Annotated in this window: 12 protein-coding genes and 1 tRNA gene; 7 read left to right on the forward strand and 6 right to left on the reverse strand. The window is 36.0% G+C overall.

The window, feature by feature from the left end; translation table 11 throughout:
- Positions 1 to 44 precede the first annotated feature (44 nt).
- The 4 genes from MRY82_09515 to MRY82_09530 all read right to left on the reverse strand — a co-directional run bounded on the left by MRY82_09515 (position 45) and on the right by MRY82_09530 (position 3,083).
- A complete protein-coding gene (locus tag MRY82_09515; GenBank protein MCI5073161.1) occupies positions 45 to 1,010 on the reverse strand; it encodes a tyrosine recombinase in 966 nt (321 codons plus the stop codon).
- Positions 967 to 1,872: a diguanylate cyclase gene (locus MRY82_09520; GenBank protein MCI5073162.1), complete on the reverse strand. Its 906-nt coding sequence runs from the start codon at positions 1,870 to 1,872 to the stop codon at positions 967 to 969. The genes MRY82_09515 and MRY82_09520 overlap by 44 nt, the downstream gene beginning before the upstream one ends.
- Positions 1,873 to 1,942: 70 nt before the next feature.
- A complete protein-coding gene (locus MRY82_09525) occupies positions 1,943 to 2,356 on the reverse strand; it encodes a GFA family protein (GenBank protein MCI5073163.1) in 414 nt (137 codons plus the stop codon).
- 46 nt (positions 2,357 to 2,402) lie between these two features.
- Complete coding sequence (locus MRY82_09530) at positions 2,403 to 3,083, reverse strand: transglycosylase SLT domain-containing protein (GenBank protein ID MCI5073164.1); 681 nt, start codon at positions 3,081 to 3,083, stop codon at positions 2,403 to 2,405.
- Positions 3,084 to 3,195: 112 nt separating this feature from the next.
- Between MRY82_09530 and MRY82_09535 the strand changes: the two genes are divergently transcribed.
- From MRY82_09535 to smc, 4 genes are all read left to right on the forward strand, one after another.
- Positions 3,196 to 3,660: an SH3 domain-containing protein gene (locus tag MRY82_09535; GenBank protein ID MCI5073165.1), complete on the forward strand. Its 465-nt coding sequence runs from the start codon at positions 3,196 to 3,198 to the stop codon at positions 3,658 to 3,660.
- Positions 3,661 to 3,749: 89 nt separating this feature from the next.
- Positions 3,750 to 4,919 (forward strand): hypothetical protein, encoded by a 1,170-nt coding sequence (locus MRY82_09540; GenBank protein ID MCI5073166.1) that lies wholly within the window; start codon positions 3,750 to 3,752, stop codon positions 4,917 to 4,919.
- Between the two features lie 19 nt (positions 4,920 to 4,938).
- Positions 4,939 to 6,891, forward strand: coding sequence for a hypothetical protein (locus MRY82_09545; GenBank protein ID MCI5073167.1), 1,953 nt, complete (start codon positions 4,939 to 4,941; stop codon positions 6,889 to 6,891).
- Positions 6,892 to 7,010: 119 nt separating this feature from the next.
- Positions 7,011 to 10,619, forward strand: coding sequence for a chromosome segregation protein SMC (gene smc / locus MRY82_09550; GenBank protein ID MCI5073168.1), 3,609 nt, complete (start codon positions 7,011 to 7,013; stop codon positions 10,617 to 10,619).
- Positions 10,620 to 10,758: 139 nt separating this feature from the next.
- Here smc and MRY82_09555 read toward each other — a convergent pair.
- Positions 10,759 to 10,833: transfer RNA gene (locus MRY82_09555), tRNA-Arg, on the reverse strand.
- A gap of 341 nt (positions 10,834 to 11,174) precedes the next feature.
- On the opposite strand from MRY82_09555, the gene MRY82_09560 reads away from it, so the two are divergent.
- The 3 genes from MRY82_09560 (at position 11,175) to MRY82_09570 (ending at position 13,649) form a co-directional block, all read left to right on the forward strand.
- On the forward strand, positions 11,175 to 11,660 hold the full coding sequence (locus MRY82_09560; protein MCI5073169.1) for a hypothetical protein: 486 nt from the start codon (positions 11,175 to 11,177) through the stop codon (positions 11,658 to 11,660).
- Between the two features lie 37 nt (positions 11,661 to 11,697).
- Positions 11,698 to 12,987 carry a hypothetical protein gene (locus MRY82_09565; GenBank protein MCI5073170.1) on the forward strand — a complete coding sequence of 430 codons (1,290 nt, stop codon included), beginning with the start codon at positions 11,698 to 11,700 and terminating at the stop codon, positions 12,985 to 12,987.
- A 341-nt stretch (positions 12,988 to 13,328) separates the two neighbouring features.
- A complete protein-coding gene (locus MRY82_09570) occupies positions 13,329 to 13,649 on the forward strand; it encodes a hypothetical protein (GenBank protein MCI5073171.1) in 321 nt (106 codons plus the stop codon).
- Positions 13,650 to 13,769: 120 nt separating this feature from the next.
- On the opposite strand, the gene MRY82_09575 is transcribed toward MRY82_09570, so the two are convergent.
- Positions 13,770 to 14,306, reverse strand: a 537-nt coding sequence (locus MRY82_09575) for a cyclic nucleotide-binding domain-containing protein (GenBank protein ID MCI5073172.1), incomplete at its 5' end; no start/stop codon positions are given.

Here is a 14,306-nt window from a genome sequence, read left to right on the forward strand (position 1 = left end):
GTACCGTGTCAATGGATAATGTACTTGTCAGTCTTTTATACTATCTAAACAGAGTTATTTCTTGGATGCTGTTGTTTAAAGACTTTGTGCAATTGCTGCTTTTGAATATGCGTATAAATTTGTGTGGTGCTTAGGCTGCTATGGCCTAACATTTTTTGAATGGATCGCAAGTCAGCTCCTTGCGCCAAAAGATGACTGGCAAAACTATGCCTTAAAGTGTGAGGAGATATATTGCCCAAACCCGGAATTTTTTGACTGTGTTTTTTGATCATATGCCAGATCATTTGGCGGCTTAATGCATTTCCTCGGTTATTAACAAAAATATAGGCTGAGGATGATTTTTTTAAATACAAGGGTCGAGCCTCTTTAAAATAATGTTCTATACTTTCTATGGCTTGAGGGTGGATAGGCACCAAGCGTTCTTTATGGCCTTTGCCTAAGACCTTAATGATATGTTGATGGATATCTAAATCTTGAGTTTTTAAGTTGATGATTTCAGATACGCGCAAACCGCAAGCGTAAAATAGTTCAAGAATACATTTGTTGCGTAAATCTTGTTTTTTATTCAAGTTAAAGTGCTCAGAGCTCAACAGGGCATCAATGTTTTCTTGTGAAATGACTTTAGGTAAGGTCAATTGCTTTTTAGGCAAAGATAAATGCCAAACGCTGTCAATGGTGCTGTTGTAATTTTGACTCATGAACTTTGCCAATGAACGTAAACATGAAATCTTGCGCGCAATACTACTATTTTTATAGTTTTTATCGCTCAGGTGTTTTAGGTAATGCTGCAGTTGCAGCAAACTAAGGCTTTGTAAGTTTTTGGCATGCTCTATTTGAAAGTAATTAAGAATAGATTTTAGGTCATTGTCATAGGAATCGATGGTTTGTTCAGAGTAGTCTTTTTCAATGCGCAAGTGTTCTAAAAAATGCTCAATAAGGTCCTGACTGGATAAATTATGCATTGTGTTATTCAAAGTAAACTTTATTGCGACCAGCCCTTTTTGCTTCATATAACAAGTGGTCTGCACCTCTTAAGAAATCTTCTTCAGATTGATAGTTTTTCCCTGTAAACGTTTCAACACCAATGCTGATGGTGATGCCAAGTTTTTGATCTTCGACTTTAATAGCAAGATCTGCAATATGGGATCTGATTTTTTCTGCAATTTGTATGGCACTTTCTTGCGGGGTATCCCTTAAGAGTAAGACAAACTCTTCTCCACCGTAGCGGGCAAATAAATCTTCATGTCTTTTTATGGAGTCAATTTCTTCTGCTAACTTTTGCAAAATGAGGTCGCCGGTAACATGACCGTGGGTATCATTAAATTTTTTAAAATGGTCAACATCAAAAATCATTAAGGATAGGGGACTTTGATGGCGCTTGGTATGACTGATTTCCATCTTTAAACGGTCCATAAAGTACTTTTTATTGTAACAGCCGGTTAAAAAATCTTTATTGGCAGCTTTGTAGAGCTGTTCATTGTAGTTTTCTTCCAGCTCATCTAAAAAGTGGAACTTAAAGACAGTGATATTCCCCACTTGAATGCGATCTCCATCTTCTAGCAACTTATTTTTTGTGATGGCTTGACCGTTGACCAAGGTGCCATTGGTGCTTTCTAAATCTTCTATGATGATACCAGAAGGTAAAACCTTAATCACTGCGTGATTTCTTGAGACATCTTCATCATTTACGTAGATGTCACAAGCTTCGCTGCGGCCTATGCTTAATTCAGATTTTTGAATCGGAAATTTTTTACCAATATCCTGGCCTGTGATTACAACAAAGTAAGCCTTGAGACCACTGGTCTTTTTCAGTAAATCTTGAACGTCTTTGCGTACGGTTCGTTCATCCGTTTTTTCTACTTTGATTGCCATCTTGATTTTTTAGTTTAACAAGCTTATGAAGCTTTGGTCAATGCATTGAATGAATATTTTTTACAAAGTTTTAAAACCATAGATCTTTAACTGTGCATTGGTCCATGGGCAAGTCTTTAAAGCTATGAAGGCCTTCAAAATGTCTTATGGATAGATGTTCTATCTGTTTAGGGTTATCTATGAGACGTATATTAACGGCTATTCGATATTTACCCAGGGCATTGGCTTGATTGCTCAACCAATAAGCCACGCAGCCGCATGTGGAACAGAAGTGAAAAGAGAGGACTTTATCACCTCTTTGATAGCTTTGTGTTTTTCCTTGTATCTTAATTGTGTCATTAAGATAGCCATAAGCCCATAGTACACCGTAACGGCTGCAAACTGTGCAGTTGCATGCTGTAATGTCCTCGGGCATAGCCTGGTGATGCCAGCTTACTTTCTTACAATGGCAAGACCCCTTTAAAGTTAGAGTTTTATTCTGCATAAAAAAAGTCTAGTGCTTGTGCTGGACTTTGTCTAGAAAGAGGAAGTTATATGTTAAAAACAGAATGTTTATAGGCCTGATACGTTGCATAAACTTTTTTGACGTATTTATTTACTTCTTGGCCCTGACAAAACCCAAAACGAGCTTTTTTATAATATTGTTTTTGTTCTAAAAGTAAAAATGCCTTTTTAACATGTTCCCAGCGATGTGGATTGAGTTTAAGCTTGATGGCCAAACGTTGCGCATCTCTTAAATGGCCCAAGCCGGCATTGTATGCTGCAAGCGTCATTTTAATTTGATCTTCATAGGTTTCCGCTTCGATCACGCGCATCCAGTTTTTAAAGTGTGCAGTTCCAGCTTTTAAATTGTCTTTTGGGTTAAAAGCATTTTTAACATTATATTCACGAGCGACAACAGGCATAATTTGCATCAGACCTTGTGCACCGACAGAGCTTTTGGCATTTTTTCTAAAGGATGACTCTACAAAGATAATGGATGCAATCAACTCTTCATCCATTTTAAAATGCTTAGCAGTATCCTCAATTAATTCCTGGTAGGGTAAGTTAACCGCAGCTTCTTTTAATTGTTGACTGGTTTCTATTACCAGTTGTTGACCTTTTTTAAGGTCTTTAACATTAATCGTATTGTTCTTATAGAAGTAGGCTAAAAGAAGCACTACCGCTATAACATTAAAACCAAAATATTTTCTACTTAATATAACAAACATCTTTTCATTTCCCTTTGCCCTATATAATGCATGTCTTATGCCAAAGTAAAATTAAAAAAATCCTTTATTTTTATATAGTTACATGGTTTAATGAAAGTAGGGTTGAGGTTTTATGAATCACTATTGCGACAATGCCGCCACAAAGCAAATCATTTCAAGACTAGGGTATGCCTTGTTCTGTGCTTTTTTAGTCCAAACAAGCTTGGCTAAACTTTATGCCAATGAATATCAAGCTGTTAAAAAACCTGCCTATGGGCTTGTTCTTAAGCCTGTTAATGTCAGGCAAAAACCCTCAACGGCATACAAAATTGTCGGTAAACTTGAAAAAGGTGACAAACTCAAAGTTTTGGGAAGATACAAGAAAGAATGGTACCATGTGATGTACAAGCATAAAAAAGCCTGGGTCTGGTCAAAAAATATGCGACTAAAGCCTATAAAGACAAAAACAAATCAAACCAAAAAACCGGCAGCTAACCTTGAAGTGATAAAATATCCGCATGCCCAAAAGCCAAAATCGTCGTTGCTTGATAATGAACATGTCAATGTTTATGATCGCTATCGATCATACCCTAATTAATAATGTTCGTAAAAATGTATCTCTGGATCTAAACGACAATAAAGTAATAAATCTTGAGTAATTTTAGGCTTTGCTATAGTTAGCGCATAATGAAGAATCTTATATTCCTTTTAAGCTTGCTGTTTTTTGGATGTGGAGAGGCCCCATTATTTAATAATAGTGGAGATATTGAAATTAATGCTCCGGTAGATTTTATACAAATCCCTGGAACAAGTATTGCCTTGGTTGTTAATAGTAATGTCAACCTAAGCAGGTCATCGGCATCGCTTGCTGTTCTTGATATGAGCAGCAATACCTTAAATATTGAGAAATCATTGTTTTTCCCCAACTTTGCCAGTAGTATAGATATAGATGAACAGCGACAGTTAATTTTGGTAGGTGATCGAGCCAATGATGTTGTTCAAGTCTTTGAATATGATTTGGGAAGCGGTGGTATTGATCAACTGAGCATTAGTAAAAAAACACTTGATAGCCAGTCAGAAATAAGCAATGCCGTTATTGCTGATGAAGAGCCATCTGATGTAAAAGTGTATACTCATGCCAGCAGTGACCAACATGCTATCATTAGTAATTATATAGATGGTACACTGACATTTTTAAATTTGAACAGTTTTGCTGTTCAAGATTTGTTTGTTGAAGATGATCGTTTGGGGCTACCTTTGATTGGTTTGACCAGTTTTGATTTAGACTCTACGCTTCTAGGTGTAGGTGCTGGACGTATTGTTTTAGATCCAAGTAACGATCGATTTGCTTATGTGGCTTCATTTATCAATAATGTAATTTTTGTTGTTGATTTATGGGATAAGGAAATTGAGCAAACCTTCACACTGGTGGATTACTTTCCCAGTGGTGGTTTGAGAGACATGGTCATTGATGGCAATCAGCAGTTGTATTTTTTACATCAAGCCAATGATACTTTAAATAGAATAGATATCAGTCAGGTTGTTAATAATAACATTCTTTTAGAAGAATTGCCTGTACAGTGGTTAGATCAGGTTTTTTTGCCATCTGGTGCTGAGTACATGACATTAAGTTCAGATGAGCAAGAGCTTTGGGTTGCGATGTATAATTTAAATGAAGTGTGGGTTTACGATGTCAATACACTGACCAAAACCCAAAGTATTTCTCTTGATGGTCTTGGTCCTGCAAAACTGGTTTTTTCAGAAGATGGAACTACCGCCTATGTTTGTGAGTTTTTGTCCAGTAGCATTGCAGTTGTTGATACCGCAAGTTATATGCAAATCAGTACAATTGAATAAAGCTAATTTTTAGAAAGGTTTGGATAAAGTGAAGGGTAAAATAAATTTAATCTATTTTTGTTTGATCTGTTTGATGGTGCTTTCTGCATGTTCAGGACGTACTCAGTCAACATTTCATCCTTTAAATAGACCTATTGATATTCAAAGTTTTGAGAATACAATTCAAATTGATGGCAGACAAATCTATGTGCTCGCTGTTCTTGATCAACTTAATAAAGGTTTGGCTTTTATCAACAGCCAAAGTCGGGATTTTATAGATTTAATAGAGTCTGATGAGGCACCCATGACACTGGTTCCAATGGCGGGTAATCCTGTTGCAATGGCTACTGAAGAAACACAAAGCAATGAGATGCGAGTTTGGATGATTGAAAATGAAAATAATCGTATGTACGCAGTTGATTTTATTCAAGGCACGAACCCACGGTTTGAATTTGTTGATTTATCTGTGAATAGAGAGGGTTTATACACGCGGGCTATTTTTGAAAATGCTGGAAGAGGCATTGTAGAAACTTTAAACCAGGCACCAGATGTTCATGATTTTATGGTTGATTCAGATAGTGCTTGCCAAAGCTGGGAGGCGACATACGATAGCAAGTTGAATTCGTATCGTATCATCAGTTCAAAAACCGGAGAGCAAGACGCTCAAGCACTGGAGAACAGTGTTTTTACATCAGATGATGGTTTACATAGTTTTATTATTGAACCGGGTTCTTTGGATACCAGTAATAATGATCAATTGACATGGTTTACCTGCTCTGCCTCATACCTTGATTTGTCTGGGGATGCTGTCGATATCCATATCATAGATGATCAAGCATTTGTTTTACTCAATAATTCACCCAAAATTGATGTATTTGATTTAAATACTCTGTCGTTTACCTCAAGTATACCCATACCCGGGGCAGCTAGCGTTAAGAATGCTACTGTTCAAGGCGGCGCATGGTTCATTCCTGATACCGAACTTGATCAAGTTTATCGTTTTGATTTTTCTATGCAGAGTGTTGAGAGTATTCCTTTGCCAAATAAAGTTGTATCTGCTGTAGAAGTAGGAACGGATACACTTTTGCTAGCCTTAAAAACTGAAGAAAAGTTACTGGTGTACAATACCAATAGTCAAACTATAGAAAAACAAATTTTTATGCCGTCTTATATCAATGGTTTAATGGACTACAGTGACACAGGTCAAGACAGAGTTCTTGCATACTCACGGTCTGGAACAGTGGATGCAATTGATATATCCAGTTTAAGTCGCGTAGATTTTTCTCGAAGCAGTGGTGATAAAGAGTCCTTTGTACAGGGAAATATTGAGTTTTATGATACTGGTAGCTTTTCTGAGCCAGAGCTGATTGGTTTGAGTACTCAAGATGGTGTAACACGCAGTGAAAGTTGGCAGTTAATTTATGAAGGCTCAGTGTCTAATCTGGTAGCTCTTGATGCTAATGTTTCAGGTAGTAGCTTAGATATTGTTGGTTTTGATTTTTCACAAAGCAATGTTAGTGAGGGAGATAAAGTTGTTTTGTATTCTGCAATGGGGCAAGAAACCCGCCTGATTAATCAAATTGTTGATGCCGATACGCTTGAGCTCAACAACAATTCAACATTTTCTGGAAGTGTGACCGTTACGGTAAAGGCCAATGATAGTTATATTGTTAAAGGCTCAATTTCAGGAGAGCAGAGCACTAGAGCCATTGAGAATCAAGCTTATAGCTCTGATCAGGGCGACTTAACTTTTTTAATTAGATCTTCTAATTTGTATCCAAGCACATCTGGCGACTTTTTTTCATTCAGAACCAATGATGGCATCAATAGCATGGATACGACAGATCTTAATTTAAGATCTAATATAAGCAATGCTCTATACCTTGATAATGCCATCAGCAATCGCAACGAAGCCTACTTGATTCAAGAAGCAACTGGTAGAGTTTTGTTGATAAATTTAGACGAAGATAATTTAGTAAAAACAATTCGTTAACTTAAGTTATTTAAACAAAAACGTAAGGTGAAATATTTTTTTCAATTTCATTTTGATAGCGAATTTGATATGAGCATTGCGCAATCATTGCAAAGATTTTTATCATTTAGGGAGCCTCTGTGAGAATTAAAAAACTTGAACTTTTAGGATTTAAATCGTTTTTAGAAAAGACTGCATTTCAGTTTGATGTTCCCATTACATCTATCGTAGGGCCCAATGGCTGTGGAAAAAGTAATGTTGTTGATGCACTTAAATGGATTACAGGTGAGTTAAGCTACAAAGAGTTGCGCGGTAAAAGCATGGAAGATCTGATTTTTGCTGGAAGTGAAAAAAGACCTCCGACAAGCATGATGGAAGTGCAACTTACCTTAGACAATGAGTCTGGTTTAGGACCTGTCCAGTATAAAGATTTTTCAGAAATTTTGGTGCAAAGAAAAGTTTTTAGAGATGGCTCAAGCGAGTTTTACATCAATAAATCCGCATGTAGACTAAAAGACATCACAGATTTATTTTTGGATACGGGTATTGGTAAATCATCTTACTCTATTATTGAACAGGGTCGAGTGGGTGCGATTGTATCTAGCCGCCCTGAAGATAGACGTTTAATTATTGAAGAAGCTTCGGGGATAACAAAATTTAAAGCCCGCAAAAAAGCTGCTTTAAAAAAGATGGAGCATACACAGCAAAATTTATTGCGCGTTAATGACATTATTAAAGAATTAACTCGGCAAACAGCATCTTTGCAGAGGCAAGCTGAAAAAGCTGAAAAATACAAAACTTTAAAAGAAGATGTAAAACAGTTGGATTTAAAACTATTAAGCTATGCTTGGAAAAAAAGTGAACTGGTTTTAGATGAGCTTAAAGCAAGCCATACCCAACTCAAAGATTCTTTGGGCGAAGAAGAGTCCAAGTTACTTTCTAATGAATCTCAGTACGAGACAGAGAAATTAAAACTGCTTGAGTTTGAAAAAAAATTAGAACGCATGCAAGAACAGGTGTTTGAGCAAAAGACCACGATTCAAAACCTAGAAAACGAAGCCAGCAACCAAGAGCTAAAACATGCCCAGCTTTTAGAAACAGCCCAGGAAGAAAAAGAGCGGGCCGCAACTTTGATGCAAAAGCATGAAGAACTTGATTTACAACATGTTAATGTTTCAGAAAATGTGCAACAGTCAGCTCTTGAGCTAGAAGAAATAGCTGAAAGCTTGAATGTTGATATAGAAAAGGAAAGTCAGCTTAAAAGCAGCTTATTGAGTCTTGAGCAAGCTTTATCAGAGCTTAAAACTCAAAATATGCAGCATTTAACGCGTGAAGCAGAAATAAAAAACAATAAGCAAAGCCTAGAAGAACAAAACCGCGTTCTTGACGCCAAATTATTAGAAACCAATGAAAGAATTGAAGAAACTCAAGAAGAAGTTAACCAACTTTCCAGTAGCTTAACAGAAAAAGAAGAAGCTTTTGAGCAAAGCAATCAATTGGTTTTAGAGTTTGAAGAAAATAAAGTTTCCGCTGAAGATGAGTTAGAGCATTTAAATTTGGATAAAGATAAATGTCATCAAGAGTTGATTCAAATCAATAACGAAATTGAACGGGAAGCTTCGCGTTTAAATACTTTGCAAGAGTTTATAGACTCTTATCAAGGCTATGAAAAAGGCGTGCAAAGTATCATGAAAGAAAAAGATTCAGGCAATGTTGGTCAAGTTCAAGGAATTTTAGGTGATATGCTTGAGGTTGAGCCTGGTTATGAAAAAGCAGCCTATGCGGCTTTAAATGAGTTTGTGCAATGTATTGTTGTTGAAGATGCCAACGATGTGATTAAAACCATTGATTATTTGAAAAGTGATGCTGGAGAAGGAAGAAGTTCATTTTTAATTGAAAAAGATGAGGCTTTTCACTTAAGCCGTAAAACTGATCAGAAAACAGGTGCACAAAACAGTATCATTAAGCATGTCAAAGCCAAGGGCACTTTTAATAAATTAATTGAGCAAGTTTTAAGTACTATATACCTGGTTCCTTCATTAAATGAAGCCTTAGAGCTTTGGAAAAAAGGTACGCAAGAAACCATGGTTACCCTTGAAGGCGATAGAATTTCTCGCAACGGTATTATTACTGGCGGTAAAAATGAAGAACAGCAGGGTGTCCTGGAAATTCATAATCAGGTCAACGAGCTTAAAGAGCGTGTTGAAGAAAAACGTCAACGTTCAGAAAAATTAAGTTTTGAACTAGAAAAGATTCAAGAAAGAATTTTAAGTTTAAAAGCACAAATTGAGGGTTTATCTGAAGATATTAAAAACCACCATCTACAAAAAACCAGTCATGAGAAAGAGCTTTTGAGCTTGGGAGAAACCCAAAAATATAAAAATTCATTTTTACAAGAATTAACCAATCAAAAACAAAGTTATCTGAATGATATCGAGCAAAACAAAGTTACTTTAGAGTCCATGCATGTTGAATATGAAGCATTACTGGAACATAAAAATAACTTTTTAAATAAAGAGGAATCTTTTACTCAAGAAATAACCGCAATGCGATCTTCCTATGAAGAACACAGTCAAAGGTTAACAGAAATAAAAATAAAAAAAGCCAGTTTAGATGAAAGGCGAGAAGCTTTAAAAAAAGAGCTTGAGTCTCTTGCTCAACAAAAATCTTTGGCCAAAGAAGAGTCCGAAGCATTAAAAATAAAGTCCAATGAACGTATAGAGCAAGCAGAAGAGATCTCTAATATTATTGTCAGCTTAAAAGAAAAGCGTGAAAACTTAATGCAAGACTTTACTGAGTCTGAGACCAGTTTAAATGCAATAAAGATTGAACATGATACCTTGGCTGAAAAATTGAGAAATGATGAAGATCAACTTAAAGACTACCGTTCAGCAAAAGAACAGGTTGTTGCCCAAATCAATAAGATACAAATGGATATTCAAGACGAGGACAATAAATTAGAGCGCTTACTCGAGCAAGTTACAGAGCGCTATGAATTGAATCTACATGATTGTATAGAGCAGTATTATCAAGATCTAGATGAAAACATGCTTGATCAAAGTAATGAAGAGTTACAAAAATTAAGAAATAAACTCAATGCGATGGGCCATGTTAATTTGGGTGCTTTAGAGGAGTTGGCTGAACTTGAGGAGCGTTTTAGCTTTTTAAGTGAACAAAAAACAGATCTAGAAAATACACTCAATGATCTTAATACCGCCATTGAGCAGATTGACGAATCTACGCAAGAAATGTTTTTAGATACTTACAATAAAGTTAATGGCCGTTTTCAAGAGCTGTTTCCCAAGCTTTTTGGCGGAGGTAAAGCCAAGCTGGTGATGACTTCCGATGAGAATATTCTTGAAACAGGTATTGATATCGTTGCGCAACCACCAGGAAAAAAATTACAAAATATGAACCTCATGTCAGGGGGAGAAAAAGCTTTAACGGCGATTGCTTTAATTTTTTCTATTTTTGAATTTAAAGCGCCTCCATTCTGTATTTTAGATGAAGTTGATGCACCTTTAGATGATGCCAATGTTGGACGATTTTTGGGTATGGTTAAAGAAATGTCACAAAAAACTCAGTTTATTGTGATTACACACAATAAAGCAACCATGGAAATTGCTCAAAATCTTTATGGTGTCACTATGGAAGAACCAGGTGTTTCCAGAACGGTTTCTGTTCAGCTTAATCAAGGGGTAGAGTTGTTGGAAGCAGACAATGTCCAACAGACACCTTCTGTAGCTTAATAAGCCCTTTTTTTATACTTATGGTTAGCAATTAATAGTGTTTTTTCTAGGGGCTTCGCTTTTTTAAAGGCAATCAAAATAGAACAAACACTTTTTTGACGGTTTTATTTGGGTATAAAAAACATAGGCATTCATTTTTTGGTGCTCCCACCAGGGATCGAACCTGGATCTAGGGATTAGGAATCCCTCATTCTATCCATTGAACTATGAGAGCTGGCTGTTTGGTAGAAACTAGCTATAAAATTAAAAGTTTTTAATGTCAAAGATCTTCAGCCAAGCCAACAGCTTTTATGAGTCAATATACCTATCTACGTCTTATCATCATTGTAAAAAGTAGGTTGATTTGTAAATAACGTGCGAGCCAATGAGAAAATAATTATATTGACGTTTTGCGTAAATTTGATATGAGATTTATAAGGAGCTGCGGCTAAGTTGCCTCAGTTGAAAAGACTTTAAAATATTAAGTTAATATTATCAACAACTTATAAAGGTCTTTTTTGGCATAGGCATTGCTTAATATACAAGCAGTGATATGAAAAACCTAAGGGTAGTGCTATGATAAAAAAAATAAAACAGTTAAATTTTCTTCTCTTGTTATTGGTGCTTACAGTTTTAACGTCCTGTGCTCAAAATGAGTTTGGTTCAGTACGTTTGGTCGTAAACGGACAAGAGCAAGAAGTAAGAATTCAAGATGTAGATTGTATCAATGATTTTAATTTTGGTAACAATGGGATGTCTTGCATTATATTGATTCAGAACGGTAGTGGAATTAGTGACAGAGTTAGCTTCAATATTGCAGATGTCGTCAATATTTTTGATAATTTTTTAGGAGCAAGTCTTGATCCTTTATTATCTCCTTTTGATTCAGTTGAAGCCACGGTGAATGGTAATACTGTGGGGATATTGGATGGTAGTACTGTTGTTTTTTCTACAATTACAAATGTTCCAGGCGGACAAGTTTGTATGGATTATTTTTATCTCAATTTAGGTTTTGGTACCAATGGTTTTATGGAAGGAGATTTTTGCGCTCGAGTCCAATAACAAGGAATGAAGGCACTTTAAAGAATGAATTAAAGCTATGAAAAAGACCCTTAAAAACAATAAACTAAACTTAAGTCTGTTAATACCTATGTTGGTGTTTGCTTTTGTTTTAACAGGATGTGAGCAGAGGCCACAACAACAAGGTGTTCTTAGACCTAATGATGGTGGGACGCCAACAGCGACAGGAAGTTCAACAGTTGAAACGCGTTCTGGCACTGGGGCGAATACCGATTCAAATTCAAATACGGGTGTACAAGGCAACACAAATGCAGGTTCTTTGGCCAATGTTCCACAGCCCCAGCAAGCATTTGCAAACTGTATTCTTATGGTGCAACAGAATCCTATACCTAATTATGAAGACCCTCGTTTTTTAGAATGTCAGAAAATTATTTATCAAAATTGTAGAGGTTGTCGTGTTGATGAAGATTTAAGGCCTATTGATATTTTTAGTGCATATGGATATTCAGGTCGTATTGCGTGGCCCGCGCATGAAAATTGGTGGCCTGAGCTATCTCCTTATTTAAATGCCTCCAGAAGTCATATTGCTTTTCAAAGTCCATACTTTAATACTCAAAATTTTCCGGTTGGACATCCGGGTGCATCTGGTCAACATCCTCAGGGTGGTGGAGCTAACCCCTTTGTTTATTGTCATAACAAACCCGCAACAGAGCCGTGTCAATTGAATGCAACCAATGTTTGGACGGTCTCCAATATTGATAAGTCTTATCAATACAACTTAGCACCTGGAAAAAACAATCAGTATATTTATACAATTGTGCAACCTCTGGATCAACCCTGTGACAACCAACATCAAATGCGACAAGGTGTATGCAATCCACAGTTTAGAGCCAATTTTGGTAATTTATTGGGGAGCTTTGAGCAAACAGGGGCCAACTTAAAAGCCAGCGGTAAAGCAATTGTTGATGGCCTTGGAGCATCTTTAGCAAATATGATCCCGCAATTTTCAGTTGGCTCTATTTTTCCAAATGTGAGTGTCAACGGTGGAGGACAGTATACCACAACGACTGGTGGTAGTTGGTCTGTGGGGTCTTCAAGGCAAAGGTACACTACATCTCAAGCAGGTAGTGTGGCTGTAGGTGGAGCTCCAAACAATTACACTTATAACTCAGCTCAGCATTTGAGCATTTATGGTAGGCAACCATCTAGTGCATATGGAGTATATGGACAATATCTAAATTATTCAGAAAACTATAATAATTACAATATAGGTGGAGATGATCCATGTGTAGTTGGACAGGGACACCCAGGAAGCGTTTGGGGCTGTCAAAACATCAATCCTTGCTATTATAATCCAAATAATTGTTAAAGATATAACAGGTTTTAACTAAAAGTACTGTTTTCAGCCTTATTAAAAAATATTATAAAAAAAATATAAAAAATGCCTTGCTTTTTTTAGCATGCAAGTATTATGATTCAGACTCCAAACAAAAAAGTTTATTGCGACATGCATAATTCTTTTGGGGAATGTTTGGGGCACACTTAACAGTCTATAATGTTTTAAACTAAAGAATAGCTTTAAGTGTTTGAAAATAAAAGGTTTTTCATTGATAAAAATGATTGGTTAATACAGTTTAGGCATGATGCATGCATTAAATTATAACATTAAACTTTTTATGAATTTATATTTTGGACAACAGGGAGAGTAAAATGACTTTTGCAGAAATTACTAGAACAATGTTAAGTAGCATGGATTTTTTTGAGTTAAGAAGAACAGCAGCGAGATACTCTGTTCCTTTTCAAGGGATTAGACGTCAACAGTTGATTAAAGAAGTCGAAAAAGCCATTGTAATGAAGAGCATTGAGAAAAAAACAAGCGCTAAATCTACACAAGCTAAAAACAAAAAAGCACCAATGGGTGCAACTTCGGCTAAACCAAAGTTGAAAGATGATACACAAAGAAAAGTTGCAGCCAGCATCAACACTTTTTCATCTAGAGCCGGTTTTTCACGTACGCAAGTACGTTCATAAGAAACTAGTCTAATTGTTTAATGTTAGATGAAAGTAAGTGTCCAAACTTATTCTAGGTTTGGGCACTTTTTTTTATTCAGTCAATCAAGTATACAGTTTCATTGGCTAAAAGAACTTTCTCTAAGCTAGTTTTTTTAACGTTTGTAGCTTGTAAGCGAACATTTTGCACACAATACTTAAGAACTCATAGGCTGTGCTTTCATCTTTTTCTATTAAATTATGTAAAATATCGCGACTGATTTTTATTATTTTGGATCCATTTTTAATTACTTTTGCTTGATAAGTGCTGTTGAAACTTTTATCCATTAGTGCTGCTTCAGCAAAGTACTGGCCGTTTTCTACATGGCTTGTTAGACTTTTATGAATTAAATGGATTTCTCCTTCAATTAAAACATACATACTTGAAGGAGAGTCTCCGTAGTCAAATAAAACGGTGTCTTTTGCTTTTATATTGAAACCACATACTGAACTTAAAGTGTGAATTTGTTTTTGTTTAAGTTGGGTAGAGGGTAGGTACTCAATTTTTGCTTTGACATACGGCGTACCGGCGTAATGTTGATATAAAATGTGCTTGAGTTCTTGGTACTGAAAGCTGAGAGACTTCCAAAAATACCATAAAAAATGCATGGCCAAAGGTTTATTTCTAGAAAAAATTAA

Source organism: bacterium (genome assembly GCA_022763185.1).
GTDB lineage: Bacteria > Bdellovibrionota_G > JALEGL01 > JALEGL01 > JALEGL01 > JALEGL01.

Coding starts and splice junctions, on each gene's coding strand:
- MRY82_09515 (MCI5073161.1), bottom strand. CDS start 1,010: ATGAAGCAAAAAGGGCTGGTCGCAATAAAGTTTACTTTGAATAACACA.
- MRY82_09520 (MCI5073162.1), bottom strand. CDS start 1,872: ATGGCAATCAAAGTAGAAAAAACGGATGAACGAACCGTACGCAAAGAC.
- MRY82_09525 (MCI5073163.1), bottom strand. CDS start 2,356: ATGCAGAATAAAACTCTAACTTTAAAGGGGTCTTGCCATTGTAAGAAA.
- MRY82_09530 (MCI5073164.1), bottom strand. CDS start 3,083: ATGTTTGTTATATTAAGTAGAAAATATTTTGGTTTTAATGTTATAGCG.
- MRY82_09535 (MCI5073165.1), top strand. CDS start 3,196: ATGAATCACTATTGCGACAATGCCGCCACAAAGCAAATCATTTCAAGA.
- MRY82_09540 (MCI5073166.1), top strand. CDS start 3,750: ATGAAGAATCTTATATTCCTTTTAAGCTTGCTGTTTTTTGGATGTGGA.
- MRY82_09560 (MCI5073169.1), top strand. CDS start 11,175: ATGATAAAAAAAATAAAACAGTTAAATTTTCTTCTCTTGTTATTGGTG.
- MRY82_09565 (MCI5073170.1), top strand. CDS start 11,698: ATGAAAAAGACCCTTAAAAACAATAAACTAAACTTAAGTCTGTTAATA.
- MRY82_09570 (MCI5073171.1), top strand. CDS start 13,329: ATGACTTTTGCAGAAATTACTAGAACAATGTTAAGTAGCATGGATTTT.